General features: G+C 67.9%; 27 protein-coding genes and 2 pseudogenes. 15 read left to right on the top strand and 14 right to left on the bottom strand.

Going from position 1 to position 24,240, the window contains the following annotated elements; genetic code table 11:
• Positions 1-2: 2 nt before the first annotated feature.
• The 3 genes and pseudogenes from ACM6LU_RS01875 to ACM6LU_RS01865 form a co-directional block, all read right to left on the bottom strand.
• On the bottom strand, positions 3-1,175 hold the full coding sequence (locus ACM6LU_RS01875) for an MFS transporter (protein ID WP_414935828.1): 1,173 nt from the start codon (positions 1,173-1,175) through the stop codon (positions 3-5).
• Positions 1,176-1,370: 195 nt separating this feature from the next.
• Positions 1,371-1,693 (bottom strand): annotated as a pseudogene (locus ACM6LU_RS01870) (helix-turn-helix domain-containing protein).
• A 219-nt stretch (positions 1,694-1,912) separates the two neighbouring features.
• Positions 1,913-2,101 carry a DUF1918 domain-containing protein gene (locus ACM6LU_RS01865; RefSeq protein WP_414935827.1) on the bottom strand — a complete coding sequence of 63 codons (189 nt, stop codon included), beginning with the start codon at positions 2,099-2,101 and terminating at the stop codon, positions 1,913-1,915.
• 115 nt (positions 2,102-2,216) lie between these two features.
• Between ACM6LU_RS01865 and ACM6LU_RS01860 the strand changes: the two genes are divergently transcribed.
• Both ACM6LU_RS01860 and ACM6LU_RS01855 read left to right on the top strand, forming a co-directional pair.
• Entirely contained in the window at positions 2,217-2,861 is a 645-nt protein-coding gene (locus tag ACM6LU_RS01860; protein ID WP_414935826.1) for a spermidine synthase, read from the top strand.
• A gap of 71 nt (positions 2,862-2,932) precedes the next feature.
• Positions 2,933-3,499 (top strand): GNAT family N-acetyltransferase, encoded by a 567-nt coding sequence (locus tag ACM6LU_RS01855; protein WP_414935825.1) that lies wholly within the window; start codon positions 2,933-2,935, stop codon positions 3,497-3,499.
• Here the strand turns inward: ACM6LU_RS01855 and ACM6LU_RS01850 are convergent, their stop codons facing one another.
• Positions 3,500-4,087, bottom strand: coding sequence for an HhH-GPD-type base excision DNA repair protein (locus ACM6LU_RS01850; protein ID WP_414935824.1), 588 nt, complete (start codon positions 4,085-4,087; stop codon positions 3,500-3,502). It lies immediately after the preceding gene.
• Between the two features lie 38 nt (positions 4,088-4,125).
• On the bottom strand, positions 4,126-5,004 hold the full coding sequence (locus ACM6LU_RS01845; RefSeq protein ID WP_414935823.1) for a LysR family transcriptional regulator ArgP: 879 nt from the start codon (positions 5,002-5,004) through the stop codon (positions 4,126-4,128).
• A gap of 66 nt (positions 5,005-5,070) precedes the next feature.
• On the opposite strand from ACM6LU_RS01845, the gene ACM6LU_RS01840 reads away from it, so the two are divergent.
• Positions 5,071-5,685 carry a LysE/ArgO family amino acid transporter gene (locus ACM6LU_RS01840; RefSeq protein WP_414935822.1) on the top strand — a complete coding sequence of 205 codons (615 nt, stop codon included), beginning with the start codon at positions 5,071-5,073 and terminating at the stop codon, positions 5,683-5,685.
• On the opposite strand, the gene ACM6LU_RS01835 is transcribed toward ACM6LU_RS01840, so the two are convergent.
• Together ACM6LU_RS01835 and ACM6LU_RS01830 are read right to left on the bottom strand one after the other, a co-directional pair.
• Complete coding sequence (locus ACM6LU_RS01835) at positions 5,686-6,513, bottom strand: aldo/keto reductase (RefSeq protein ID WP_414935821.1); 828 nt, start codon at positions 6,511-6,513, stop codon at positions 5,686-5,688.
• Between the two features lie 2 nt (positions 6,514-6,515).
• Positions 6,516-7,379, bottom strand: coding sequence for a reductase (locus tag ACM6LU_RS01830; RefSeq protein ID WP_414935820.1), 864 nt, complete (start codon positions 7,377-7,379; stop codon positions 6,516-6,518).
• A 115-nt stretch (positions 7,380-7,494) separates the two neighbouring features.
• Between ACM6LU_RS01830 and ACM6LU_RS01825 the strand changes: the two genes are divergently transcribed.
• Positions 7,495-7,929: an Lrp/AsnC family transcriptional regulator gene (locus ACM6LU_RS01825; RefSeq protein ID WP_414935819.1), complete on the top strand. Its 435-nt coding sequence runs from the start codon at positions 7,495-7,497 to the stop codon at positions 7,927-7,929.
• An 88-nt stretch (positions 7,930-8,017) separates the two neighbouring features.
• Here ACM6LU_RS01825 and ACM6LU_RS01820 read toward each other — a convergent pair whose 3' ends face one another.
• The 3 genes from ACM6LU_RS01820 to ACM6LU_RS01810 form a co-directional block, all read right to left on the bottom strand.
• A complete protein-coding gene (locus ACM6LU_RS01820) occupies positions 8,018-9,013 on the bottom strand; it encodes a DUF2203 family protein (RefSeq protein ID WP_414935818.1) in 996 nt (331 codons plus the stop codon).
• Between the two features lie 21 nt (positions 9,014-9,034).
• The gene (locus tag ACM6LU_RS01815) at positions 9,035-9,625 is read right to left on the bottom strand and encodes a hypothetical protein (protein WP_414935817.1); all 591 of its coding nucleotides are present in this window, start codon (positions 9,623-9,625) and stop codon (positions 9,035-9,037) included.
• 75 nt (positions 9,626-9,700) lie between these two features.
• The gene (locus ACM6LU_RS01810; RefSeq protein WP_414935816.1) at positions 9,701-10,132 is read right to left on the bottom strand and encodes a hypothetical protein; all 432 of its coding nucleotides are present in this window, start codon (positions 10,130-10,132) and stop codon (positions 9,701-9,703) included.
• A gap of 327 nt (positions 10,133-10,459) precedes the next feature.
• Between ACM6LU_RS01810 and ACM6LU_RS01805 the strand changes: the two genes are divergently transcribed.
• From ACM6LU_RS01805 to ACM6LU_RS01790, 4 genes are all read left to right on the top strand, one after another.
• The gene (locus ACM6LU_RS01805; protein ID WP_414935815.1) at positions 10,460-11,683 is read left to right on the top strand and encodes an NADP-dependent isocitrate dehydrogenase; all 1,224 of its coding nucleotides are present in this window, start codon (positions 10,460-10,462) and stop codon (positions 11,681-11,683) included.
• A 205-nt stretch (positions 11,684-11,888) separates the two neighbouring features.
• Positions 11,889-12,194: an SH3 domain-containing protein gene (locus ACM6LU_RS01800; protein ID WP_414935814.1), complete on the top strand. Its 306-nt coding sequence runs from the start codon at positions 11,889-11,891 to the stop codon at positions 12,192-12,194.
• Positions 12,195-12,340: 146 nt separating this feature from the next.
• The gene (locus tag ACM6LU_RS01795) at positions 12,341-13,138 is read left to right on the top strand and encodes an exodeoxyribonuclease III (protein ID WP_414935813.1); all 798 of its coding nucleotides are present in this window, start codon (positions 12,341-12,343) and stop codon (positions 13,136-13,138) included.
• Positions 13,139-13,149: 11 nt separating this feature from the next.
• Complete coding sequence (locus ACM6LU_RS01790; RefSeq protein WP_414935812.1) at positions 13,150-13,992, top strand: hypothetical protein; 843 nt, start codon at positions 13,150-13,152, stop codon at positions 13,990-13,992.
• On the opposite strand, the pseudogene ACM6LU_RS01785 reads toward ACM6LU_RS01790, so the two are convergent.
• Positions 13,986-14,324 (bottom strand): annotated as a pseudogene (locus tag ACM6LU_RS01785) (cupin domain-containing protein); the annotation flags it as partial. The gene ACM6LU_RS01790 and the pseudogene ACM6LU_RS01785 overlap by 7 nt on opposite strands.
• A 96-nt stretch (positions 14,325-14,420) precedes the next feature.
• On the opposite strand from ACM6LU_RS01785, the gene ACM6LU_RS01780 reads away from it, so the two are divergent.
• Entirely contained in the window at positions 14,421-14,918 is a 498-nt protein-coding gene (locus ACM6LU_RS01780) for a MarR family winged helix-turn-helix transcriptional regulator (RefSeq protein WP_414935811.1), read from the top strand.
• A gap of 58 nt (positions 14,919-14,976) precedes the next feature.
• On the opposite strand, the gene ACM6LU_RS01775 is transcribed toward ACM6LU_RS01780, so the two are convergent.
• Positions 14,977-15,855, bottom strand: a complete 879-nt coding sequence (locus ACM6LU_RS01775; RefSeq protein WP_414935810.1) for a glycoside hydrolase family 19 protein — start codon at positions 15,853-15,855, stop codon at positions 14,977-14,979.
• Between the two features lie 397 nt (positions 15,856-16,252).
• On the opposite strand from ACM6LU_RS01775, the gene ACM6LU_RS01770 reads away from it, so the two are divergent.
• Positions 16,253-16,585, top strand: coding sequence for a hypothetical protein (locus tag ACM6LU_RS01770; protein ID WP_414937056.1), 333 nt, complete (start codon positions 16,253-16,255; stop codon positions 16,583-16,585).
• Between the two features lie 607 nt (positions 16,586-17,192).
• Here ACM6LU_RS01770 and ACM6LU_RS01765 read toward each other — a convergent pair.
• Entirely contained in the window at positions 17,193-17,939 is a 747-nt protein-coding gene (locus tag ACM6LU_RS01765; protein WP_414935809.1) for a S1 family peptidase, read from the bottom strand.
• A 163-nt stretch (positions 17,940-18,102) separates the two neighbouring features.
• Between ACM6LU_RS01765 and trpS the strand changes: the two genes are divergently transcribed.
• Complete coding sequence (gene trpS / locus ACM6LU_RS01760; RefSeq protein ID WP_414935808.1) at positions 18,103-19,122, top strand: tryptophan--tRNA ligase; 1,020 nt, start codon at positions 18,103-18,105, stop codon at positions 19,120-19,122.
• A gap of 41 nt (positions 19,123-19,163) precedes the next feature.
• The gene (locus tag ACM6LU_RS01755) at positions 19,164-20,186 is read left to right on the top strand and encodes a YhjD/YihY/BrkB family envelope integrity protein (protein WP_414935807.1); all 1,023 of its coding nucleotides are present in this window, start codon (positions 19,164-19,166) and stop codon (positions 20,184-20,186) included.
• A gap of 124 nt (positions 20,187-20,310) precedes the next feature.
• Here the strand turns inward: ACM6LU_RS01755 and ACM6LU_RS01750 are convergent, their stop codons facing one another.
• Positions 20,311-21,549, bottom strand: a complete 1,239-nt coding sequence (locus tag ACM6LU_RS01750; RefSeq protein WP_414935806.1) for a D-alanyl-D-alanine carboxypeptidase family protein — start codon at positions 21,547-21,549, stop codon at positions 20,311-20,313.
• Positions 21,550-21,592: 43 nt separating this feature from the next.
• On the opposite strand from ACM6LU_RS01750, the gene ACM6LU_RS01745 reads away from it, so the two are divergent.
• The 3 genes from ACM6LU_RS01745 to ACM6LU_RS01735 all read left to right on the top strand — a co-directional run bounded on the left by ACM6LU_RS01745 (position 21,593) and on the right by ACM6LU_RS01735 (position 24,205).
• Positions 21,593-21,847, top strand: coding sequence for an SCO4848 family membrane protein (locus ACM6LU_RS01745; protein ID WP_414935805.1), 255 nt, complete (start codon positions 21,593-21,595; stop codon positions 21,845-21,847).
• An 83-nt stretch (positions 21,848-21,930) separates the two neighbouring features.
• A complete protein-coding gene (locus tag ACM6LU_RS01740) occupies positions 21,931-23,343 on the top strand; it encodes a S8 family peptidase (protein ID WP_414935804.1) in 1,413 nt (470 codons plus the stop codon).
• Between the two features lie 115 nt (positions 23,344-23,458).
• Positions 23,459-24,205: a M14 family zinc carboxypeptidase gene (locus ACM6LU_RS01735; RefSeq protein WP_414935803.1), complete on the top strand. Its 747-nt coding sequence runs from the start codon at positions 23,459-23,461 to the stop codon at positions 24,203-24,205.
• Positions 24,206-24,240 lie beyond the last annotated feature (35 nt).

Genomic DNA, 24,240 nt, shown 5'->3' with positions numbered 1-24,240 from the left:
GGTCAGGAGGCCACGGCGGGCGTGAGCCGGGCTTCGCGGCGGTCCAGGCCGCCGGACACCACGGCCAGCGAGAGCCCCAGAACGGCCAGCGACGCACCGACCCAGTTGGGCGCGACCAGGCCGAGTCCGCCTGCGATCACGAGACCGCCGAGGTAGGCACCGATCGAGTTGGCGACGTTGAACGCCGACTGCACGGCGGCGGAGACCAGCGACGGCGTCCCGCCCGCCTTCTCCATGATCCGGGCCTGCATCATCGGGCCGATCATGAAACCGGCGAGGCCGACGAAGAAGATCGTCACCGCGGCGCCGACCTTGCCGTTCGCGGTGAAGGTGAAGATCGCCAGCACCGTGGCCAGCCCGAACAGTGAGACGTAGAGGCTCGGCATCAGCGCCTTGTCGGCGAGCCTGCCGCCGAGGTAGTTGCCGATCGTCATGCCGACCCCGGCCAGCGAGAGCAACAAGGTGACGTCGGACGGCGAGTAGCCGGTGACATCGGTCAGCATGGGCGCGATGTAGGACAGGCACGCGAACACGCCACCGAGGCCGAAGGTGACGATCGCGAGCGCGAGCCATACCTGGGGACGACGGAAGGCGCCGAGTTCGCCGCGCAGCGACGGTTCGACCGGTTTGCCCTGGTGGGGGACCAGTTTCGCGATCGCGGCCATGGCGACCAGGCCGATCACCGCGACGACGCCGAAGGTCGCACGCCAGCCGACCTTCTGACCGAGCAGCGTCCCGAGCGGCACGCCGACGACGTTGGCCAGGGTCAGGCCCATGAACATCATCGAGACGGCCTTCGCGCGTTCGCCCGGCTTGGCCAGGCTGGACGCGACGACCGCTCCGGCGCCGAAGAACGCGCCGTGCGGGAGGCCGGCGAGGAAGCGGAAGGCGACGCCAAAACCTTGGTTCGGCGACAGCGCGAAGAGGACGTTGCCGAGCGTGAACAGCCCCATCATCGCCAGCAGCATGGTCTTGCGCGGCAGCCGGACAGCGGCGGCGGTGAGGAGCGGGGCGCCGACCACGACGCCGAGGGCGTAGCCGGAGATGAGGTAGCCGGCGGACGGGATCGACACGCCGAAATCTCTGGCGGCTTCGGGCAGTACGCCCATCATGACGAATTCGGTGGTCCCGATGCCGAAGGCACCGATGGCGAGCGCGAGCAGCGCGACGGGCACGGCTCTCCCTTCGAGGGTCGTATGTGAGTAAACGATTACTCGCCCACCGTCGCGGATGGACAACTGAATCGATTTAGGTCTCGGACATGAAAGTGGACAGCGCGTTCGGCCCCGACGTCGACGAGCTGTCCTGCGTTCAGTTCAACGGATCACGGGGGCGTTTGTCATCCCGGTTTCGGGTGAGGCTGCCCACCCTCAGCGGCGGGCGGCGGGCACTCCCTGGAGCAGTCCTGGGAAGGGTTCGTCGAGATCGTTGCGGCGCAACGAGTTGTAGCGTGTGGTGCCCTGCTGGCGGCCCATGATGCCGCCCGCTTCGCGCAGGGTGCGCAGGTGGTTGGTAAGTGTGGACTTGGTCACGGCGACGTCGAACCGCTGCACGAGATCCCGGTGCCGGGTCCGGCCAGCTGGCGGACGATGTCGGCCGCGCCGGGGCGGCGAGCGTGGCGACTTTCGCGGGCTAAGTGCGCTCTGGCGTCGTCTGGGCCCCTGCGGCACCGCCTCGCCTTTAGCGGGCTAATCGCGCTCCGTGCGGCACCTGGGTGACCGGGGCCCGGAGCGACTTTCGCCCCCTAATCGCGATCTGGGCCGGGGGCGGGAAGTGGCCGCAAAAGGGGGCTGGAGCTGGGGAGTCATGACTTTCGCACCACCCAGGACTGCGGTGCTGGCGCTCGGCGCGGCCGTGGTCGTCGCCGGGCTGGTGGAGCCGCGTAAGGCAACCCCCGCTGGTCGAGTGACGCCTATTCGGCGCGAGACTGGACTTCGCAGTCAGGGCCGGGGAAGACCAGCCCTTCGTGTCCGTCGGCGAACCGGACGAGGTACGGCGGGGCACCGTGTTCGCCGCGTACCTCAAGGATTTCGCCGCGTTGCCCAGCCGAGCCCACCGTGCGTCCGTGCACGTGGATCTCGTCTCCGACGGTCGCGTACATGGGTACCACCTCCGAAACTTCGAGGGTAGGAGCGCCGGAGGTGATCCCGCTACCGCGTTTGCATGATCCGCGAAATGCGCGGGCCTGTGGTGACCGTCGCCGATAGGCTGCCCGGATGACCGACGTGCTCGACTTAGTGGCCGGGAAAAGTGGTGAACTGGTGCTTCGCCGGGTCGGTGACGATTTCGAGGTCATCGCCAATGGCGTCTTCCTGATGGACACCCGGAACGGCGAATCCGAACGGCTGCTCGTCTCGGTGGCGGCAGACCTGGTGCCGGGCAAGGCGCGGATGCTGATCGGCGGCCTCGGTGTCGGCTATTCGCTGCGTGCCGCGCTGGACCACCCCGGTGTCGGCGAGATCGTGGTCGTGGAGCGCGAACCCGCCGTGATCGGGTGGAACCGCGAAGGGCCGCTCAAGGACGTTCACGATGACGCCCTTTCCGACAAGCGGGTCACCGTGGTCGAGGCCGATCTGGTGAAGTGGTTGCGCCGGACGGAAGAGCGGTTCGACGCGCTGTGCCTCGACATCGACAATGGTCCTGAGTGGACGGTCACCGACGGCAACGCCAAGCTGTACCAGAACGACGGGCTCGACATGCTCGCCGCCCGGCTGCGGCCCGGCGGTGTTCTCGGGGTGTGGAGCGCCGAGTCGGCGCCGTCTTTCGCGAAGCGGATGCGGGCGCGGTTCGGTGAAGTGCGCGAGCTGAAGATCCCGGTGCCGCAAGGCGAACCGGACGTGTTGTGGTTCGCGCGGGTGTAGCGGACGCCGTGCGCGTCCGTACCCGGCCGCGGTGGACGTGCTGGACGGAATCGTACTGAAATGATCCCCGCATGGAGATCACGACCTGGCACCTCGAACAGACCTCGCCGGACGACCTGAGCGCGGCGAAACCGCCCGCCGTCCCGGTGACGGTCACCCGCGCCGAGCTGGTCAGCCCTGAGCTGAACCGGTACCTCTACACCGCCGTCGGCGGCGACTGGTTCTGGATCGACAGGCTGGGCTGGACGTGGACTCAGTGGGTCGAGTGGCTGGACAGGCCGGGCGTCGAGACGTGGGTCGCGTACGCGCAAGGGACGCCGTGTGGCTTCTTCGAACTCGACGGCAGTGCAGACAACGAAGTGGAACTCGCGTACTTCGGCCTGATGTCGTCCTTCGTCGGAAAGGGCATCGGCGGGCACCTGCTGACCGTCGCGCTGCGGGAGGCGTGGGCGCTCGCGGAGCGCTGGCCAGGCAAGGCGGCGACGGGCCGCGTGACGGTCCACACCTGCACCACGGACGGCCCGGCCGCGCTCAAGAACTATCAGGCACGTGGCTTCCGGCTGTTCCGGACCGGAGTCGAGCAGGCCGAACTGCCCGCCGAGACGCCGGGACCGTGGCCGGGAGCCGCGAAGAAGTAGCTACTTCTCCGGAGCCTTGGCAGCGGCCTTCGCCGCCTTCTTGAACGCCCGCACCTCGCCTAGGGTCTTCGTGTCGACGACGTCGGCGATCGAACGCCGGGAGCCACGGTCGCCGTACGAGCCGGTGGCCGCGCGCCAGCCCTTGGGCTGCACGCCGAGCTGCTTGCCGAGCAGTGCGAGGAAGATCGCGGCCTTCTGGTCGCCGAAACCGGGCAGCGCCTTGAGTCGCTTGAGGACCTCGGGGCCGTCCGGCTTGGGCCGCCCGGCGGTCCAGATTCCGGCGGCGTCGCCGTCGTAGCGGTCGACGACGTGCTCGGCGAGGTCCTTCACCCGCCGGGCCATCGAACCGCCGTAGCGGTGGATCGCGGGCGGGACGACACAGAGTTCGACGAAGGTCTCGGCGTCCATCGCGTGGATCTTCTTGATGTCGAAACCGTCCATCCGGTCCGCGATCTTCTGCGGGCCCCGGAACGCGTGTTCCATCGGGAACTGCTGGTCGAGGAGCATCCCGACGAGCAGCGCGAACGGGTCTTCGGTCAGCAGCCGGTCCGCTTCCTCGTCCCCGACCAGGTGCAATGCGCGCGTCATGCGCCCAGGATCTCACGAACGCGCCGCGGTGCGCGTCCTCATCCGTGTGGGTCGACCAGCAGATCCGCGGCCGCGGCGGTGACGGCGGCCGACACCGCCGCCAGCGCGGGGGAGTCGAGTTTCCACTGCTGCCAGAACAGCGGTACGTCGATCGGGTGGTCCGGATCGAGACAGGTGAACCGCCCGTCGCGCAGGCGGTCGCCGATCTGCGCGAGCGGCACCATGCCCCAGCCCATCCCGGCCGCGACGGCGTCGAAGAACCCTTCGGAGGAGGGGACGTAGTGCCGTAGCGGACTCGCGATCGTGCCGCGTTCGCGAGCGAAGCGGTCCTGAAGGTCGTCACGGCGGTCGAAGACGACGACAGGCGCTTCGGCGAGATCGAGGTCTGTCCCGAGGCGAGGGCTCACGACGGCCAGGTAGCGCATGTGCCCGAGCCGGTGCACCGAACAGCCCGCGACCGGTTCCGGCGACGACGTCACGGCCGCCATCGCCAGACCCTCGCGCAGCAGGGTCGTGGTGTGGTCCTGATCCTCGCGGTGCAGTTCGAAGCAGATCTTCTGCTCGGGCGGCACCCGCGTGAGTGCCGGCAGAAACCACGTCGCCAGCGAATCGGCGTTCACCGCGATCGGCAGCCGGACCGGTTCGTCGCCCGCGGTCAGGCCGAGTTCGGCCCGGGCGTCGGCCTCCAGCAAGGCCAGTTGACGACCGAAGCGCACGACCGCCTGCCCGGATTCGGTCAGGCGCACCGGTTTCGCGCGGATCAGCAGGACCCGGCCGGTGCGCTGTTCTAGTGCCTTGACGCGCTGGCTGATCGCCGACGGCGTCACGTGCAGGGCCGAGGCAGCCGCGTCGAACGTGCCTTCGTCGGCGACCGCCAGCAGCGTGCGGACCAGGTCGAGGGGCAAGTCTGTCATCACAAGCGCTAATCTTACGTAAGAATCTTTAGCTGTACTGTTGACGATTGGCTTCGTAGTGTTTTCTCTATGGGAAACGTCCTGTTCAGCGCGGCAGCCGGGTTCGGCGCCACCATGGCCCTCATCGTCGCGATCGGCGCACAGAACGCCTTCGTGCTGCGTCAGGGCATCCGGCGCGAAGCGGTGCCCGTGGTGGTGCTGATCTGCATCGTCTCGGACGTCATCCTGGTCAGTCTCGGCGTCGGGGGAGTCGGCGCGCTGGTAGGGACCTCGCCCGAAGCGCTGACCATCGCCGCCCTGGTCGGCGGCGCCTTTCTGCTCTGCTACGGCGCTCTCGCGGCCCGTCGCGCGTTCAAGCCGGCGGCACTGGAAACCGGGAATCCGGAGACCGGCGGGTCGCTGCGCCGCATCGTGCTGACCACACTGGCGATCACCTGGCTGAATCCGCACGTCTACCTCGACACATTGCTTCTGCTCGGTGCGATCGCGGCGGGGCACGGCGGCGGCCGGTGGGCGTTCGGCGTCGGTGCGGTGTCGGCCAGCGTGCTCTGGTTCCTCGTACTCGGCTTCGGCGCGAGGCTGCTCAGCGGGTTCTTCCGCAAGCCGTCGTCGTGGCGGGTACTGGACGGCCTGGTCGCCGCGACGATGATCGCCCTCGGCGTCACGCTGGTGGCCAGCGCCTGATCACGGCAGGCGAGCCAGGTCCTCGGCGGTGAGCACGAGTTCGGCGGCGGCCGCCGAATCACGGATCGTCGCCGGCCGTGTCGAACCCGGGATCGCGATCATCGACGGTGACTTCGCGAGCAGCCAGGCCAGGCACACCCGTTGCGGGCTGACACCATGATTTTCGGCCACGGCAAGGAATTCCCCGCCGATCCCGCTCAGCGGACCCCACGGCAGGTAGGCGAGCCCGAGTTCCGTGCACAGTGCCAGTTCCGGTTCGTGCGCCAAGTGGGCGGGCGAGTGTTCGTTCTGCACCGAAACCAGCTTTTCGCCGAGGATTTCCCTGGCTTCGAGGATCTGCGCACTGGACACATTGGACACTCCGGCGAGCCGGATCTTGCCTTCGTCGGCCAGTTCCTTGATCGCGCCGACGGACTCCGCCCACGGCACGTGCTCGTCGGGCTTGTGCAACTGGTAGAGCCCGATCGCCTCGACGCCGAGTCGGCTCAGTGAGCCCTCGCAGGCGTTCTTGAGGTGCGTGGGCGTCCCGGTGACGGTCCACGAGCCGTCACCGGGCCTGCCACGGCCGCCCTTGGTCGCGACGAGAACTGCGTCCGAGCCACCGCCGTAGGTGGCCAGCGCGTCGGCGATCAGCATCTCGTTGTGCCCCGTTTCGCCCGCGTGCCAGTGGTAGGAGTCCGCCGTGTCGATCAGCGTGACCCCGGCGTCGAGCGCGGCGTGGACGGTGGCGATGGCGCGTTCGGGGTCCGGGCGGCCCTCGATCGACAACGGCATCGCGCCCAGTCCGATCGCGCTCACTTCGATGTCGCCGATGCTGCGGTAGCGCATGCTCAAGCTGCCTTTCGGATTTCTTCGACGGCTTCGCCGAGCCAATCGGTGGTGGTGGAGAAGGAAAAACCGAGGTCGGTCGCGCGGGTGGTGTCCAGGACGGCGTACCGGTCGAAGGAGTACGGCGACGCGTCCCGCTCGACGATCCGGAACCGGGGCTCGGCGGTGATCGCGGCGGCGAGGCCCACCGCGGACAGCTCGCCGTGCGAACCGGCGTTGATCGGACCCGTGAAGTCCGCTCGCGTGGCCAAGGCCAGGAAGTCCGCGATCTCCCGCTCGTGGATGAACGTCGATGGCCGCGGTGCCGCGTGGATCGCGACGGCTTCACCCGCGTCCAGCCGTTCGACGTAATGCCGCAGCCGCCCGGTGAAATCGTCACCGCCGAGAACGTGCGCGACCCGCACGGAAGCGAACGGCACGTCTCCGGCTTCGAAGACCGCCTCGGCTTGCCGCTTGCCGTCGCCGTAGTGAGCTTCGAGGAAATCCTCGTCGTGCCAAGGAAGTTCGAAGTCGACGGGGGAACGCGAGACCAGCGATTCGGCCATCGGGGTGTGCGTCCGGATCCGGTCGTAGACCGCGATCGTGGACGTCATCACGTACCGGCCCGCGTGGATGACGCGGCGCGCGATGTCCGCCTGGACCGGGGTGTAGCAGACCTGGTCGAGCACGACGTCGAAGGAACGGGAACCCAGCGCGGCCTTCAGGCCCGATTCGTCGTCGCGGTCGGCGATCAGGTGAGCGACGCCGGACGGCGCCGGGGTGGAGCCGCGGTTGACGACGGTGACGTCCAGTCTGGCGTCGCGCAGCCGCTCGACCACCCCGCGGCCGAAGTACCGGCTTCCACCCAGAACGAGCACTTTCTTCATGTCGACCAGTGTTACGGTGGCAGCACGGGTGTTTGAAGGGGAGAACATGGGCGATTCGGCGGAATCACGGAAAGAAACTCGGTCAAAGCATGGTTTCGCTGAAAGCTCACTTGACGTGATCGACAAGCGACTCCTCGAACTCCTCCAGGAGGAAGGCCGCATCACCCTGAGCGAACTCGGGCGCCGCGTCTCACTGAGCCCGGCCGCCGTCGGCGAACGCGTCAAACGCCTCGAAGCCGACGGCACGATCACCGGCTACGCGGCACTCGTCTCGCCGTCCGGGATCGGCCTCGGGCTGCGGGCGTTCGTGCGGATGGCACCGCACAGCGGGTTCACCGTCCGGCATCCGCGCACGCGGAAGATCATGGACCGCCCGGAGATCCTCGAACTGCACCACGTCGTCGGGGAGGACTGCTGGATCCTCAAGATCGCCGTCCGCGACACCTCCCACCTGGAAGATCTTCTCGAAGACCTGTCCACACTGGGCACCACGACGACGTCGATCGTCATGTCCAGCCCGATCGAACGACGGGTCCTCGTGCCCTTGTGATCTGACCCGAGAGGCGGCGCGCAAGTCTGGTCGTTCGCGAACCACCCCGAGCCCGTCGTGCGTGCCGCTCTGCGCTCAGGTGCAGGGGTCAGGGTTTGGTCGCGTGCACCACGAACACTGACCGGATTCTGTCCTCGGACTCGACCTCGAGGCGCTTCACGGTCACCTCGGTGAAGCCCGCTTCGGCGGCGAGTCCGGCCGCGTCGTACTCGGTTTCCGGGAGCTTCAGGTCGGTGGGGACGATCGCGGCGAACGCCTCCGACGGCCGGAACGCCGACGCCAGCGGCAGGCTGAAGCCCACTCGGCCGCCGGGACGCAGGGCACGCAGCCAGTCGCGGAGCGCGGCCGCGCCGAGGAAGTGCAGCGAGGACGCGCACAACACGACATCCGCGCCCTCGTCCTCCACCGGCGACGGCACCGCCGAAGCGACCTGCCAGGTGATGAGCCTGCCGGGGTCTCGTGTCGCCGCCTTCGTCTCGGCTTGGGCGATCATGCCCGGCGAGATGTCGATCGCGAGCACTTCACCCGGCTTCAGGCGCAGCGCGGCGAACGCGGCCACGCCGGTCCCGGTCGCGACGTCGAGAACGCGTTCGGGAGCTGTGCGGCCGAGGCCGTCGACAAGCGCGTCGGCGACGAGGCCGTGAAAGGCGTCTTCGTCGTAGTGCGCGGCGACACCGTCGAAGAGGCCCGCCGCGATCTCCTCGCGCACGACCACGGCGGTGTCCGGGAGGCGACGGCGCCCCGCGAAGCCCAGGTCGGTGCGGTGGTACCAGCACAGTTCCGGGTCACCTTCGAGCCAGCAGAGCAGGACGTCGACGCCATCGAGTTCGGCGGGGAAGTCGATCAGGAGCGGGGCGAACCCCTTCAGCTCCGCGCCCGTCCGCTGGACGGTGGTCATCAGATCGTCCAGCCGGGCCTGCGCGGCCTTCCACTCCGGCATCCCGCCGAGCGCGGTCTCCCGGCCTCCCGGGCGCAGGGCCGCGGCGAGTTCGGCCGCGTCGGCGCGGAGGCGGACGAGCTCGTCGAGCGCGGGGCGTAGCCGGGCGAGTTCGGCGCGGGCTTCAGGAACGGTGAACAATCCCATGCGCCGATGGTCTCAGCCTCCTCAGCGGCGCCGCCGGGCGAGTCTCGACGCGAGGCCCGCGCCGACCAGGAGGAAGCCCGTGCCGAGCAACCCGCCGATGAACAGCCAGCTCGTGACGCCGTAGGTGACGTCGTTCTGCGGCAGGTACTTCACCAGGCGGAAGCCCCATTCCGGGACCGCGGCGGCGGCCACGCCGGGTGCGATGCCCCAGACGAGGCCACCGAGGATCGGGCCGGTGGCCGAGAGCGCGCCGAGCAGCCCGACCGCCAGCAGCAGGATCCCGCCGCCCACGAGCAGTCCGATGCCGAAAGCGTCACGCTGGGTGCTGAGCGTCGCCTGGACGAGCATCTGCTGCCGCAGGCCGCCCCAAGCCAGCAGGCCGAGGGCGACCGGCGTCAGGATCAGCCCGCCCGCTCCGCTGAGGGCGCGACGCGCGCCTCGGCCCGCGCGGGTGTCTTCGGCGCCCAGGTCGTCTTCGTAAGGCGGCTCGTACGGTTCGTACGACTCGATGTCCTCGTAGGGCCTTCGCGGGTCTTTCGGTTGCTGTTCGTACTCGCCGTACTCCTGGTAGTCCTCGTCGTCGTACTCCGCGACGTACCGGTGCGATGACATGGGCGGGCCACCTCCCTTAACCGGACTACGGACGGGAGACCCGGACGGTTCACATCGATCTCGCCGGGAGCGCGTTTAGCCCGCTAAACGCGCTCCCGGCCGCCGGCGGGTCAGGGTGCCGACCAGGCCGGCCCCGACCAGAAGGAACCCGCAGCCGATCAGGGCGCCCATGACCAGCCAGGTCACCAGGCCGACGCCGAGCTCCCGCCCACCGATGTCGTACATGACGTTCATGAGGCTCCTCGGGCCCAAGAAGACGCTCAGCCCGGGCAGCACGCCCCAGACCAGCCCGCCGATCACCGGACCGAGCCCGGACAGCGCGCCGAGGAGCGCGACGCCGAGCAGGAGAACGCCACCGAGAATCAGCAAGAACAGGCCGAGAGGGTCGCCGCTGACGGTGAAGCCCTGCGAAAGCGACCGTTGCAGCCGCGTGCCGCCGTAGATCACCAGGCCGAGCGCGACCGGCGTGAGCAGCACCCCGCCGACCCCGCTGAGCACGCGAGGCACGGCGCGGCTGCTTTGCTTAGGCTGGAGGTACGGCTCCGGTGCGGGTGGCTGCTCGTGTGGCGGTACAGCGTAGGGGTTGGTGGACATGGGGACCGCCCTTTCCGGTGGCAGGCTGAGGAGTGCGGTTCGATGATGTCGCGGTCTCCGCGGGTCGCGTGACGGCCGGATGGCCGTCGTCCGACCGGGTGACGTCGGCCACATCGGCCTCGTGGAGACTTGATACCGACCACTACTGGAACCATCCAGGACCGTTAAGCAGTACGCTTGTACCGCTACCGGAGAGACTCAAGAAGAACGCGAAGATCCGCGGAAGGAGCACCGCTGCTCATGGCCAAGATCAAGGTCCAGGGCACCGTCGTCGAGCTCGACGGCGATGAGATGACCCGCATCATTTGGCAGTTCATCAAGGACAAACTGGTCCACCCCTACCTGGACCTCAACCTCGAGTACTACGACCTGGGCATCGAGGAGCGGGACCGCACCGACGACCAGATCACCGTCGACTCGGCGAACGCGATCAAGAAGCACGGCGTCGGCGTCAAGTGCGCCACGATCACGCCGGACGAGGCGCGTGTCGAAGAGTTCGGCCTGAAGAAGATGTGGCTCTCGCCCAACGGCACGATCCGCAACATCCTCGGCGGCGTGATCTTCCGCGAGCCGATCGTCATCCAGAACATCCCGCGCCTGGTGCCGGGCTGGACCAAACCGATCATCATCGGCCGTCACGCGCACGGTGACCAGTACAAGGCGACCAACTTCAAGGTCCCCGGTCCCGGCACGCTGACCATCAGCTACACCCCGGACGACGGCTCCGAGCCGATGGAGTTCGAGGTCGCGAAGTTCCCCGAGGGCGGCGGCGTCGCCATGGGGATGTACAACTACCGCAAGTCCATCGAGGACTTCGCGCGCGCCTCGCTGCAGTACGGCCTCGACCGTGAGTACCCGGTCTACATGTCGACCAAGAACACCATCCTCAAGGCCTACGACGGCATGTTCAAGGACGTGTTCGAGGAGATCTACCAGGCCGAGTTCAAGGCCGACTTCGATGCCAAGGGCATCTTCTACGAGCACCGCCTGATCGACGACATGGTCGCCGCGGCGATGAAGTGGGAGGGCGGCTACGTCTGGGCCTGCAAGAACTACGACGGTGACGTGCAGTCCGACACGGTCGCGCAGGGCTTCGGCTCGCTGGGTCTGATGACCTCGGTGCTGCGCACCCCGGACGGCAAGACCGTCGAGGCCGAGGCCGCGCACGGCACGGTGACCCGGCACTACCGCCAGCACCAGCAGGGCAAGCCGACCTCGACCAACCCGATCGCGTCCATCTACGCGTGGACCCGTGGCCTCGAGCACCGCGGCAAGCTGGACTCGAACCCGGAGCTGATCGGGTTCGCGAACAAGCTGGAGCAGGTCGTCGTCGAAACCGTCGAGAGCGGCAAGATGACCAAGGACCTCGCGCTGCTGATCAGCAAGGACCAGCCGTTCCAGACCACCGAGGAGTTCCTCGCGACGCTGGACGAGAACCTGGCCAAGAAGATCTCCCAGGGCTGAGTTTCGCTTCGAATACGTGAAGGCCCCCTCTCTTGCGGAGGGGGCCTTCACGTTCTTCGGCCCGGCGTTGTGACGGTGGGTAGTACGCCACCGTTCAGGGTTGGCGCCTCCGGGTGGTTGGCAATCCGGGATCTGGGCGACCGCCCCGGCTTCTGCCACTCTGGTCGAGGCAGAAAACGATTCCCTTGTTCGAGGAGTGACCATCATGGCCATCTCGAAACCGGTCTTGTTCCTCGGCGCCGGCGCGGCGCTGATCGTCGTCGTCGCCATCTCGGGACAAGACAGGGAGTCGAGCGCTTCGAGCCCCACCGGTTGCCAGGTCGTGGTGACCGCCGACGTGCTCAACGCGCGCGACACCCCCGGCGGGCAGAAGATCGTCGGCAAGTACAACAAGGACGCGAAGATCGACGCGCAGCCGGTGGTCGAGAACGGTTTCCGCAAGATCGCCGAGGGCAAGTGGGTCTCCGCCCAGTACGCGGCCCCGGTCGTAGGCTCCCAGTGTGGCCCATGACCTGCGGGATCGCGTTAAGCCCGCTAAACGCAAGTGGGCGCCTTCCTCGGCCGCCGGCACCTCGCCGCTGAACTCCTTCCGCACCTCCTCTCCGCGCGGCTCAACCCCTGACGGTTCTGTCGGACCCTCCGGGTAGCGTTCGAAGAGTGCTGACCGTCTCCACAGTGAATGTCAACGGCCTCCGTGCCGCCGCGAAAAAGGGCTTCGTCGAGTGGCTCGGCTCCACCAAGGCCGACGTCGTCGCCTGCCAGGAGGTCCGGGCCGAGCTCAAGGAGCTGCCGGCCGGTGCCGCCGCGCCCGAAGGCTGGCACGTGGTGCACGCGCCGTCCGCGCAGAAGGGGCGCAACGGCGTCATGCTCTTCAGCCGGGCCGAGCCGGACGAGGTCCGCATCGGCTTCGGCGAGCCCGAATTCGAGGACAGCGGCCGTTACGCCGAGATCCACTTGCCGAATGTCGTGGTCGCGAGCCTGTACCTGCCCAGCGGTGACGTCGGGACCCCGCGCCAGGACGAGAAGGAACGCTTCATGGCGGCGTTCCTGCCGTACCTCGTCGACCTGCGCGCCAAGGCCGAGGCCGGTGGCCGTGAGGTCGTGGTCGTGGGCGACTGGAACATCGCCTACGAGAAGACCGACCTGAAGAACTGGCGCGGGAACCAGAAGAGCTCGGGTTTCCTGCCGGAGGAGCGGGAATGGCTCGGCCGCGTGTTCACCGAGGCCGGTTATGTCGACGTGCAGCGCAAACTCGCCCCGGAAGGCCCCGGCCCGTACACGTGGTGGTCGTACCGCGGGAAGGCGTTCGACAACGACTCGGGCTGGCGCATCGACTGCCAGATCGCCACCCCTGGTCTTGCCGAGCGGTGCACCTCCGTCGTGGTCGAGCGTGCCGAGTCCTATGACCAGCGCTGGTCCGACCACGCGCCGGTGACGGCGACGTATTCCGGTTAGCCCGAGCGATCATGGAGACGAACGAGGCCCGGCGCGTCGAGGCGACGAACGCCGAGCGCTACCAGATGTCCGGTCAGTACGGGTGGGAGTTCAGTCCGGACGCACCGAACCTCCTGGAGCGCTGGACGGTGCTGCCGTTCAACCAGCGCGGCGACAAGCGGATGGCGTTCGGCGCGCTGAACGGCGCGTACAACGGGCTTCGGTTCAGCGTCTTCGACTACCACCGCCGTCCGACGGTCACAAGCGTCCACACGCGGTGGACCAACAAGAAGGTCAACGAGCTCGACACGCTCTCGATCGACTCGGTCTGGGTGGTCACCCTGCCCGCGTCGATGCCGAACTTCCAGATCGTGTCGAGCATCGAATCCGCCTGGGACGTCGAGCGATACCCGGAGCCCGCCACCGCGGACCGGAAGTTCAACCGCTGGTACAAGCTGATCGACACGGATCCGAACGTCGCGATCCAGGTACTCACGCCGCAGGTCGCCGCCACGATGCGGTCGTTGAAGCTGCACACCTGGTCGTTGGTGGGGCCGGAACTGGTCTACGTCGAGAATCCGACGTTCGGCCGGATCAAACCGGACGACATACTCGCGACGCTGGGCAGGCTCGCGCAACTGGTGCCGCTGTTGCCGTTCCACCTCGGTGGCGGGCAGCCTGCCGCGCCACCCCCGCCACAGCCCCAGTACCCGCAGCCCCAGTACCCGCCGCAGCCGTATCCGCCGCAGAATCCCGGGTATCCGCAGCAGTACCCGCCCCCGCCGCAGTACGGGTATCCGCCGCAGCAGCCGTATCCGCCGCAGTACCCGCCACCCCAGTACCCACCGCAGGGATACCCGCCGCGCGGCTACTGACGAGCCTTCGCCGTCTCCGTCCACACTGGACTCTCGACGAAGTGGTTGTCGAATTCTTCTTGGCTGTCCAAGAGATCCTGAACAGTCGCCTTGCCATGGCCGACCTTCTCCAGCAGGCGGAAGTAGCCGAACCGTTCCGCGCCGGGAATGAACACGATCAGCACATCCGCCGGAGAGCCGACGGCCGCGCGGAACGCGTGGGTGGTCAGTGGCGGGACGACGAGCAGGTCGCCTTCGGAAACGGTGACGATCTCCTCTCCCACAAGGACTTCCAGCTTTCCGCCGAGTACGAAGAACATCTCGGAGGAGCCGGTGTGGTAGTGCGGCGCCGCGCCGTCCGCGCCGACGGTCTCGGCATCGGCTGCTCAAGATAGTTCCACTGCTGATAGTTAGCTGCCAAACTATCTCCTGTCGAATAGGATGTCGTGGTGAATGACGAGCAAAACGCCGACGCGACCGACGCGGTGGTCGGCGCTTGGCGGCAGGAGCGGCCGGAACTGGACTTGGCCGCGATCGGGGTCGCCGGGCGCCTCGGCCGCGTGGTGACGCTGACGACGCCGATGGTGGAGGCCGTGTTCGCGAAACACGGCTTGAAGCAAGGGGAGTTCGACGTTCTCGCGGCGCTCAGGCGGTCAGGGAAGCCGTACACGCTCATCCCGTCCGAGCTGTCCGCGACGCTGATGATGTCCAGGGCCGGGATGACCAGCCGGATCGACAGACTCGAGTCGGCGGGACTGGTCGAGCGCGCCCTCGACCCGGAGGACCGGCGCAGCTTTCGGGTCACGCTGACCGAACGCGGGTTCGAAGTCGTCGACGCCGCGATGACCGACCACGCCGCGAATGTTGCGAAGCTGCTGTCGCCGCTCGGTGACGACCTTGACGTTCTGGACGCCTCACTGCGTCGACTGCTCGGCGCTCTTGAATGACGAAGGGGCCCTCGCCGCGTCAAGTGCGGCGAAGGGCCCCTTCAGTCCCCTGGACGGATCAGCAGGACAGGTTGCCCCCGGGGTCGACGCCGAGGATGCCGGTGAACTGCTTGTACTTGCTCACGCGGCTCTGCACCTGGCCGGGGTTGCCGCCGTTGCACTCGAGACTGCCGTTGATGCTGCGGATGGTCTCGCCGAAGCCGCGGCTGTTGACCATCGCGTTGTGCGGGGTCATCGTGCCAGGGCCGTTCTGGGTCATCCAGTACCAGATGCCGGTCTTCCAGGCGACTGCCGCGTCGTTCTGCACCAGCCACGGGTTGGTCAGCAGCGGCAGGCCCAGCGCGTCGCCTGCGGCCTTGTAGTTGAAGTTCCAGCTCAGCTGGATCGGGCCACGACCGTAGTACGCGGCGTTACCCGCCGGGCAGCCGTAAGACTGGCTCGTGTCGCAGTAGTGCGGGTAGTTGGCCTGGTTCTGCTCGACGATGTGGACCAGGCCGCCGGTCTCGTGGTTGACGTTCGCCAGGAAGGCCGCCGCTTCCTGCTTCTTGACAATGTCACTGCCGGTGCCTGCGAAGGCCGGGTATGCGCTGAGGGCGGTGACCAGGCCGTTGTAGGTGTAGAAGGGGTTCCTGTTCGGGAACATCTGATTGAACTGGGCTTCGCTGACCACGAAATCGGACGGGTTCTGCGAGCCGCCACCGCAGGCACCCTGATCGGCCCAGACCTGCGCCGAGCCGGGTGTTTCGTTCTGCGTCCACCACTTCGCGGACCAGTTGTGCCCGTTGTGGGAGGCGGTGTTGCCGCCCCGGTAGACCGAACTCGCCTTCCACGGCGCCACGCAGTCCGCCGCGGAGGCGGACTGGGCCGGGACGACCACGGCGACCGTGGTGGCGGCGAAGGTGGCGGCGACCGCCGCGAGAATACGTCGAAGAGACATCGGTGGCTCCTTCGTACGAGGGGACCATGCAGGGATATTGGTCTATACCTTTTAAAGGTATGGCCAATAGGTATAGACCATTGCGGACAAGAAACCAACCGAGGAAAGTCGGATCGTGCCTGTTCGGCTCTGTGGTGACATCCGAATGGCCTAACCCGTGTCCTGTTCGGTCAGAAACCGTTTCCGGCCACGACAACTCTGAGAAGAGGGGTGCTCGAAAGATCCCCCCTGTGAGGGGCTACTCTCGGGTCGAGTTGATCAGAACCCACAGGTCTTGACACGCTCGGTAGTTTTTTGACCAGCAACCTGGAAATGCTCACTCGTTCGGGTTAGCGTTCCGGTTCAGCAATGTCACCTCACGGGAGGCACTCCGGTGCGGAACCCAGTTCATCTCCTGATGCGGTCGGCCCTGCCCGCGGCCAGAGCCGCGGCGGTCGTCGCGATCCCGGTCGCCCTGCTCGTCGCGGGCGCCGGCCCGGCCTCGGCCGCGGAGTCGACTTCGCGTTCGGAGATGGCGTTCGGTCTCTTGGGCCCGGTCGGCCTGATCGCTGTCGCGCTCGGCATCGTCGGCATGGCCTTGGGTGTGTTGCGTCAGCGCCGGAAGGCCCGCGTCGTCGCGGGCGGCCCCGCTGTCGCCACCCCGATCCAGCCCGCCGCCCCGGACGTCGCCGCGATGGCAGAGGCGGTGCTCGCCAAGGGCGACGCCCTCACCCGCCCGCGGCTCCCCTGACCTGCGCCTTCCCTCCCCAGATCGCGTTTAGCCCGCTAAACGCGACCCGCCCCAGGGATCGCGGTTTGCCCGCTGAAGTCGCCCTGGCGCCGGCCCGGTCGGATCGCAGTTTGCCCGCTGAAGTCGACATCGCTCGCGAGGGTGTCCCTGGGCGCCGGATCGCAGTTTGCCCGCTAAACGCGGGTCGGCGGCGGGACCGGGCAGATCGCACTTAGCCCGCGAAACGTGACGTGTCGGATTTCTTGGGTAGGGACACCTAGTCCGGCCCGGATTGTTTAGCCGCCCGCTGATCGCCACGCTCAGGTCCATGACGGTGACGCGGCGTCGCAGCCGGCCCGGTGATCCCTTCCCGCGTGCTTTGGACCGGGCGATCACCGACAGCGGTCTCGGACTCGACCGGATCCGGCACCGGCTCGCCCAGCAGGGCGTGCGGGTCAGTGTCGCGACCTTGAGCTACTGGCGGACCGGAAGAAGCCGCCCCGAGCGGTGCGACTCCCTGAAGGCGGTCGCGCTGCTGGAGCGGCTCTTCGAACTTCCACCCGGTTCCTTGCTGAACAGGCTGGGACCGCGTCGCCCCAGGGGACGGTGGGGCGACGCGGGGGCCGGATCAGACTCCGGAGTTGGTGCGGATCCAGTTGCGGAAGTAGGGGACGTCCACGTAGATCGACGGCCCGGTCGCACAGGTGCTGCTGTTGTTCCCGGCGCGGCTGGTGGCGCCGACCAGCTGCCAGACACCGTTGACCTGCTTGACCTGCGGGCCGCCCGAGTCGCCGTAGCAGGCGCCCTTGTTCCCACCGGGGTTGTTGGTGCAGATCTCGCTCGCGCCGCTGATCCCGAGACAGCGGTTGTCGGCGACGATCGAGGTGTTCAGTTCCTGCAGGGTGATCGGGGCACCACAGGCGCCCTGCGGGGCGCAGGTCTGGCCCCAGCCGATGATCCGCGTCGCGGTGCCGACGGCCCCGGACGTGTCGGCGATCGTGACCGGCGCCTGCGACACCGCCGTCGAGAGGCGCAGCAGCGCCAGGTCGGCGCTCGGGTGGGCGATCCGCTGGGCCACGCGGGCAACGGTGCCGCCGCTGGTGCGGTTCGTGGTGCCGACGCGCACCTGGTACGGCGTGCCACAGTGCTTCGCGGTGACCACCCAGGTCGAGCTGATCAGTGAGCCACCACATTGGTGCCCGCCGCCGCTCGACTGCTGGGACGCCATGAACGAGTAGACCTGGGTCGCGTTGCCGCCGCCGACGATGTTCGGCTGGACGCCTCCGGTGGGCTCGGCCGCCGCCGCGACGCCGGAAAGCGAGAAGACGGCCGCGGCCGCCATGGCCATGCCCATCAGTAGGGATCGTGCCTTCATCTGGGTTCTCCTTCGGTGTGGCCGGAAGATCCGGTGCCATGAACGCTAGGAACCGGACACCGCGCCCAGAACCGTCGGAAGTATGTGGCGGTTAACCGTTTACATCTTTCGGCCGGGGCCACCTCGGATGACCCGCCACGGCGTGGCCTGACAGAATCCGGGCGTGTCCGACGAACTGAAGCGCCCGCGGGTGCTCTCCGGGATCCAGCCGACCGCCGACTCGTTCCACCTTGGCAACTACCTGGGTGCGCTGCGGCAATGGGTGCGGCTGCAGGACACCCACGACACCTTCTACATGGTCGTCGACCTGCACGCGATCACCGTCGAGCAGGACCCGAAGGTGCTGCGGGACCGCACGCGCCGCTCGGCCGCGCAGTTGCTCGCGCTCGGCGTCGACCCGGCCCGCAGCGCGCTGTTCGTCCAGAGCCAGGTGCCCGAGCACGCCCAGCTGGGCTGGGTGCTGGAGTGCCAGACGGGGTTCGGCGAGGCGAGCCGGATGACGCAGTTCAAGGACAAGGCCGCGAAGCAGGGCACGGATCGCGCCAGCGTCGGCCTGTTCACCTACCCGGTCCTGCAGGCCGCGGACATCCTGCTGTACCAGGCGAACGAGGTCCCCGTCGGCGAGGACCAGCGGCAGCACCTGGAGCTGACGCGCAACCTCGCGCAGCGGTTCAACAACCGCTATGGCAAGACGTTCACGGTGCCGGAGCCGCATATCGTCAAGGACACGGCGAAGATCTACGACCTGCAGGAACCGACCGCGAAGATGAGCAAGTCCTCGTCGACCGGCAACGGCCTCATCGAACTGCTCGAAGACCCGAAGAAGTCGGCGAAGAAGGTTCGCTCGGCGGTCACCGACACCGGCCGCGAGATCGTCTTCGACACCGAGAACAAACCGGGTGTCTCCAACCTGCTGACGATCCTCTCCGCGCTGACCGACCAGCCGGTCGCCGAACTCGAAACCACCTTTGAGGGCAAGGGTTACGGCGATCTGAAGAAGGGCGTCGCCGAGGCGTTCGTCGACTGGGTCACCCCGGTGCAGGAGCGCGTCCAGTCCTATTTGGATGACGTCGCCGAGCTCGACAAGGCGCTGGCCCTCGGCGCGCAGCGGGCACGGGAAGTCGCCTCGGTGACTTTGCGGAACGTCTACGAGAACATCGGTTTCCTTCCCCCGGCGGGCTGATTCGCGCTGCGAGCCGCGGTAGACGTGGTTAGCGTCGACAGGTGGCGAAAGATGACGGCGCGAAGCCGGACGAGGACAAGCTGATACCGCGCTTGAGGCGGAAATACGGCTGGCTCGATCACCTCATCCGGGCGAACGACGCCTTCACCGAGCGCTACGGCAACCACTACGCCGCGGCCATCACCTACTTCAGCGTGCTTTCGGTGATCCCGATCCTGATGGTCGCCTTCGCGGTCATCGGGATGGTGGTCGCCGGCGATCAGACGGTGCTCAACCAGATCACCGACGGCATCAACAAGTCGGTGCCCGACGGCCTGCGCGACCTGGTCGGCGGCATCGTCGGCGCGGCACTGAAGTCCGGCGGCGGCATCGGGGTGTTCGGCCTGGTGCTCGCGCTGTACTCCGGCGTCGGCTGGATGACGAACCTGCGCGACGCGCTGACCGCCCAATGGGGCCAGGAAAAGCAGCAGCTGCCGCTGGTTTCGACGACCATCAAGGACCTGTTGTCACTGGTCGGGCTGGGCCTCGCGCTGGTGATCTCGTTCGGCCTCACCGCCGCGGGCAGCGGGATCGGGCGGTTCCTACTCGAACTCGTCGGCTTGGAAAACCAGAGCTGGGCGGTGTTGCTGCTCAAGGTCGCGACGATCCTGCTCGGCCTGCTCGCGAACACGCTGGTGTTCCTCTGGGTCATCGCGAGGCTGCCTCGTGAGCACGTCGCGCTGCGCAGCGCGGTCAAGGGCGCGATCTTCGCCGCTGTCGGGTTCATCGTGCTCCAGCAGGGCGCGACCCTTTACCTCGGTAGCGTCACGAAATCACCAGCGTTCACGTTGTTCGGACCGGTGATCGGTCTGCTCGTCTTCGCGAATCTCGTTTCGCGCTTCCTGCTGTTCGTCACCGCGTGGACCGCGACGGCGAAGGAGAACATGTCGACGGTCATCGAGCCGCCTGCCCCCGTGTCCATTCACCCGAGGGTGACCGTTCAGCAAGGGCTGGGCACCGCGGCCGTCGGCGGAGCTTTCGCGACCGGTGCGCTGTTGGGCTGGTTCGGCCGCCGAAAATCCTGACTACCGGCCGGCTGCGGCTCTTGCGGACGACATCCGCGGCCGTCCCCCGAACGGTTCGCAAGCGGAGACAGCAGAGTAGCGGCCGGAGCCGCCACTGTCGGCCGGTTCGCGGTTCCGGGCTTGCCTAGTGGTCTGCCATCGCTTTCTTGCGCTGGTGACCGATGACGAAACAGGCCACGATGATCAGGAAGACGATCAGCGTGATGATCCAGCCAACCGTCCCGAACGGGTCTTCGGCCGCGGCGGCGGCGCCACTGTTCGACGTACCGTCGGCGTTCGGCGCGGCCTTGGCCGGGCCCGGCTCCACGGTTTCCGCCGGTTTGTAGTCGATCCGCCCGACCGATTCCGCCTTCGCTTCTCGCAACGCGATGCCGTAATCAAGGAGCTTCGCGGCCTGCTCGGTGACCCGCGTCGGGCGCTGCTCGGCGCGAAGCATCACGACCGCGACCCGGTGGCCGTTCTGGAGCGCGCCGCCGACGTAGGTGTGGCGCGAGTCGTCGGTGAAGCCGGTCTTTCCGCCGAGGAACCCGGGATAGACGCCGAGGAGCCTGTTGTCGTTGTAGATCGTGATGACCGGTTTTCCGCCGGTGGGCGGGATTTCGAAGCTCTTGGTCTTGACCACCCGCGCGAATTCCGGCTGCTTCATCGCGTGGTGGAAGATCAGGCTCATGTCGTAGGCCGAGGTCGACATCCCCGGCCCGTCGAGCCCGGACGGTGTCGCGGCCCGCGTGTCCGTGGCGCCGACGCGGGCGGCCAAAGCGTTCATCTTGGTGACCGCGGCGTCGACGCCGCCGAGCACGGTGGAGAGCGCGTGAGCCGCGTCGTTGCCGGAGTGCATCAGCAGCCCGTGCAGCAGTTGGTCCACTGTGTACTGGCCACCGGCGACGATGCCGACACAGGTGCACTCCTGCTCGGCGTCCTCCTTGGTCGGGGTGATGACCTTGCCCGGCGGCAGTTCGGTGACCACGACCAGCCCGAGCAGGGTCTTGATCAGCGACGCCGGCCGCTGACGGGCGTGCGGATCCTTCGCCGCGATGATGTCGCCGGTTTCGAGGTCCTGCAGCACCCAGGACGCGGCGGTGGACCCCTCGGGCGGGTTCAGCGCGCGCTTCGGGAGCACGAGCCCGCATTCGGCCATCCGTTCGCCGCCCACCGGCACCGGCGGGACCGGCAACGGCTCTGGCGCGACCTCGCCGGGGCGCGGCTTCTCGGAGGTGTCGATCGGCGCGGGAGGCGTCGTCTTGTTCGCGCACGGCTGCGCCTGGGCTGGTGGCTTCGGAGCGGCTGTGGCCACCGGCGTCACCGCGAGGGCGAGCACACCGGAAACGAGGACCATGAGCGACCGGGAGATAGCGCTGTGCACCCGAGCAATGTAGCGTCGCCGGGCTCGGTTCATACTCAGGGGCATGCGCATTTCGCGAGGTACTTCGATGTTCCTGCTGGGTTTCGGCGTGTGGTCGTGGATCATCTGGATCACGTTCGCCAAGAACCTCTGGGACAGCGATCGCGCCTGGGCCGCCGACGGCTCGCCCACCGCCTACTTCATCGTGCACGCGGTGCTGACGGTCGTCTCGTTCGTGCTCGGCACCATCATCGGCCTGATCGGTCTGCGCACGCTTCGTGGCGCCAAGTCACGGGACACGGAAAAGGCTGACGCCTGATCGATGGGGTTTGTCGTCCTTTTGACGGTGGCGAGTCCGGCTCTGGCTCCCTAACGTTCACTCCACCGAATCATGGAGGTTGAATGTCCCGGATCAGACGCCTGCTCGTCCCCGCGCTCGCCGCGGCGGCGGCGGGAAGTGTGTTCGCGGCCCCGTCGGCGAGCGCCGCGCCCGCGCCGCAGTGCGACACCGCGAGCGCGCCGTTCACTTACGTGGTGCTTTACGACCCGCGTACCCCGGAGCGCAAGGTCGACATCGAGCTGCGCGCGAAGTGCGGCGAGAAGGTGGCGTACTACCCGGAGATCGGGGTCGCGGTGGCGACCTCGCGCAACGCCGACTTCCAGGCGAAGATCGGCGTCTACCGTGCCTACTCGGGCGGCCGGGACGTGGCGTTCCCGCCCGCGGCCTCGTCCCGGTCGACCCGATCCGCCGTGGTCGACACCAAGGAAAGCGAAGAGACCACCAGCGTCGCCGTCGACGAGGACCTGTCGGCCCAGCAGTGGGACATGCGGGCGATCCAGGCTCCCGAGGCGAACAAGGTCTCCGGTGGCAGCCGTTCGGTGACCGTCGGCGTGCTGGACTCGGGTATCGAGCCCACCCACCCCGCGCTGAAGAACGCACTGGACCCGAAGGTGTCCGCCGGCTGCAACACGGGCGCGCCCGACACCACGCCCGCCTCCTGGGCGCCGACGAACTCCGACCACGGCACGCACGTCGCCGGCACGATCGCGGGCAAGGACGCCGCGCGCGGCTTCACCGGCGTCGCGCCCGGCGTCAAGCTGGCGTCGGTCAAGGTCGTCAACGACGACGGCATGATCCTTCCCGAAGCCGCCGTGTGCGGGTTCATGTGGGCCGCGAAGCACCGTTTCCCGGTCACGAACAACAGCTACTACATCGACCCGGGCATGTTCTACTGCTCGAAGGAGCCGGGTGACGCGGCCGCGTACGAGGCCGTCCGCCGCGCGGTGGTCCACTCGACCGGCCGTGGCGTGCTGAACGTCGCCGCCGCCGGCAACAGCGGTTTCGACCCGGACAAGCAGACCGTCGACCCGAACCGGCCGCACCCGGTCGACGAGAGCTGCGGCATCCTGCCCAAGGCCATCGACGGCGTCGTCAACGTCTCAGCCATCGGCTACGCGGGCTCGAAGTCGTCGTACAGCAACTACGGTAACGACGTTTCGGTCACCGCTCCCGGCGGCGACCGCGCCCAGCTGCCGCCGACCGGCCAGGGCGCCGGTTGCCCGCTGTCAACGATCTTCAACGGCGCCTACGGCACCAAGTGCGGTACCTCGATGGCGTCCCCGCACGCCGCCGGTGTCGCCGCGCTGCTCGCCTCCCGCTACCGCCACGCTCCGCCGCAGCTGCTGACCTGGCTGCTGGAGCACCAGGCCGACACGGTCGCTTGCGGCACCGCCGCGCCGGTCTGTGAAGGCCCGGCGAAGGACAACTCGTACTACGGCCACGGCCGCGTCAACGCTCTGGACGCGGTGAAGTAGTTCGGCTGTCACGGGGCCGGTCCACGTTTCGTGGGCCGGCCCCGTTTCGTTTTCCTGGCCCTTTCGACGGCGTCCTCGCTACGTTGTGCACACCTTCGACAGTGGGGAGTTCACGATGTCCGTGTTCGGTCGGTTGGTTCCCGTGATGGTGGGCCTGGTGGTGGTCCCGCTCGTCAGCGCGCCCGCGGCGGTGGCGGCGCCTGTCCAGGCTTGCAGTGAGGAACCGCGAGAGCTGCCCATCAACGAGTTCACCGATTACCGCGAGATGGTCCGCGAACTCGGCAGGCTCGAGCGGGTGAGCAAGGGGCGGCTGGCGGTCGAAGAGGTCGGGCGCTCCCACCGCGGCCGGGTGATCCACCAAGCGACCGTCGGGACCGGGCCGAAGGTCTTCGTCGTGTCCAGCGAGATCCACGGCAACGAGAAGACGGGTACCGACGCGCTGCTGCGGATTCTCGACTACCTCGGCACATCGGAGTCGCGGGACGCCGAGCGGCTGCGGAAGACCGTCACCTTCGTCGCCGTCCCGAAACTGAACCCGGACGGCGCCGAACTCGACCGGCGCGGCAACGACCTGTCGTGGGCCGAAGTGCAGCGGAAGTTCCCGCGACTCAAGGACCGGCCGCCGGCCTGGAACTACCTCAGCGACGTCATCCAGGGCGACGACTACCGGAAGCGTCCCGGCTTCGACGTCAATCGAGACTTCAACCCGGATTTGACCTACGTCCCGCGTGCGGAGGACTTCCCTGGCGCTCCGGATCGGCCGGGCTGGTTCATCACGCCCGAGGCGCGGGCACTGCGTTCGGTGTACCTCGGCCGCGCTGGCGCGGATCCTGGAGTAGGCGTGGAGTTGGGTGGTCCGTGAAGGCCTCCTTGAGAGACCCAGGGTCCCTTAAGGAG

It is taken from the genome of Amycolatopsis sp. cmx-11-51, from assembly GCF_047608665.1.
Lineage (GTDB): Bacteria > Actinomycetota > Actinomycetes > Mycobacteriales > Pseudonocardiaceae > Amycolatopsis.
Note: the sequence above shows the minus strand (reverse complement) of the source record. Positions and strands in the feature narration are given on the sequence as shown.

Excerpts from the sequence above, each read along its gene's own strand:
- ACM6LU_RS01815 (WP_414935817.1), bottom strand. The coding sequence starts at position 9,625 with ATGTCATCGCACCGGTACGTCGCGGAGTACGACGACGAGGACTACCAG.
- ACM6LU_RS01865 (WP_414935827.1), bottom strand. The coding sequence starts at position 2,101 with ATGTACGCGACCGTCGGAGACGAGATCCACGTGCACGGACGCACGGTG.
- ACM6LU_RS01800 (WP_414935814.1), top strand. The coding sequence starts at position 11,889 with ATGGCCATCTCGAAACCGGTCTTGTTCCTCGGCGCCGGCGCGGCGCTG.
- ACM6LU_RS01745 (WP_414935805.1), top strand. The coding sequence starts at position 21,593 with ATGCGCATTTCGCGAGGTACTTCGATGTTCCTGCTGGGTTTCGGCGTG.
- ACM6LU_RS01820 (WP_414935818.1), bottom strand. The coding sequence starts at position 9,013 with ATGGGATTGTTCACCGTTCCTGAAGCCCGCGCCGAACTCGCCCGGCTA.
- ACM6LU_RS01840 (WP_414935822.1), top strand. The coding sequence starts at position 5,071 with ATGGGAAACGTCCTGTTCAGCGCGGCAGCCGGGTTCGGCGCCACCATG.
- ACM6LU_RS01735 (WP_414935803.1), top strand. The coding sequence starts at position 23,459 with ATGTCCGTGTTCGGTCGGTTGGTTCCCGTGATGGTGGGCCTGGTGGTG.
- ACM6LU_RS01855 (WP_414935825.1), top strand. The coding sequence starts at position 2,933 with ATGGAGATCACGACCTGGCACCTCGAACAGACCTCGCCGGACGACCTG.
- ACM6LU_RS01765 (WP_414935809.1), bottom strand. The coding sequence starts at position 17,939 with ATGAAGGCACGATCCCTACTGATGGGCATGGCCATGGCGGCCGCGGCC.
- ACM6LU_RS01830 (WP_414935820.1), bottom strand. The coding sequence starts at position 7,379 with ATGAAGAAAGTGCTCGTTCTGGGTGGAAGCCGGTACTTCGGCCGCGGG.
- ACM6LU_RS01805 (WP_414935815.1), top strand. The coding sequence starts at position 10,460 with ATGGCCAAGATCAAGGTCCAGGGCACCGTCGTCGAGCTCGACGGCGAT.
- ACM6LU_RS01740 (WP_414935804.1), top strand. The coding sequence starts at position 21,931 with ATGTCCCGGATCAGACGCCTGCTCGTCCCCGCGCTCGCCGCGGCGGCG.
- ACM6LU_RS01775 (WP_414935810.1), bottom strand. The coding sequence starts at position 15,855 with ATGTCTCTTCGACGTATTCTCGCGGCGGTCGCCGCCACCTTCGCCGCC.
- ACM6LU_RS01790 (WP_414935812.1), top strand. The coding sequence starts at position 13,150 with ATGGAGACGAACGAGGCCCGGCGCGTCGAGGCGACGAACGCCGAGCGC.
- ACM6LU_RS01860 (WP_414935826.1), top strand. The coding sequence starts at position 2,217 with ATGACCGACGTGCTCGACTTAGTGGCCGGGAAAAGTGGTGAACTGGTG.
- ACM6LU_RS01850 (WP_414935824.1), bottom strand. The coding sequence starts at position 4,087 with ATGACGCGCGCATTGCACCTGGTCGGGGACGAGGAAGCGGACCGGCTG.
- ACM6LU_RS01835 (WP_414935821.1), bottom strand. The coding sequence starts at position 6,513 with ATGCGCTACCGCAGCATCGGCGACATCGAAGTGAGCGCGATCGGACTG.
- ACM6LU_RS01770 (WP_414937056.1), top strand. The coding sequence starts at position 16,253 with ATGCGGTCGGCCCTGCCCGCGGCCAGAGCCGCGGCGGTCGTCGCGATC.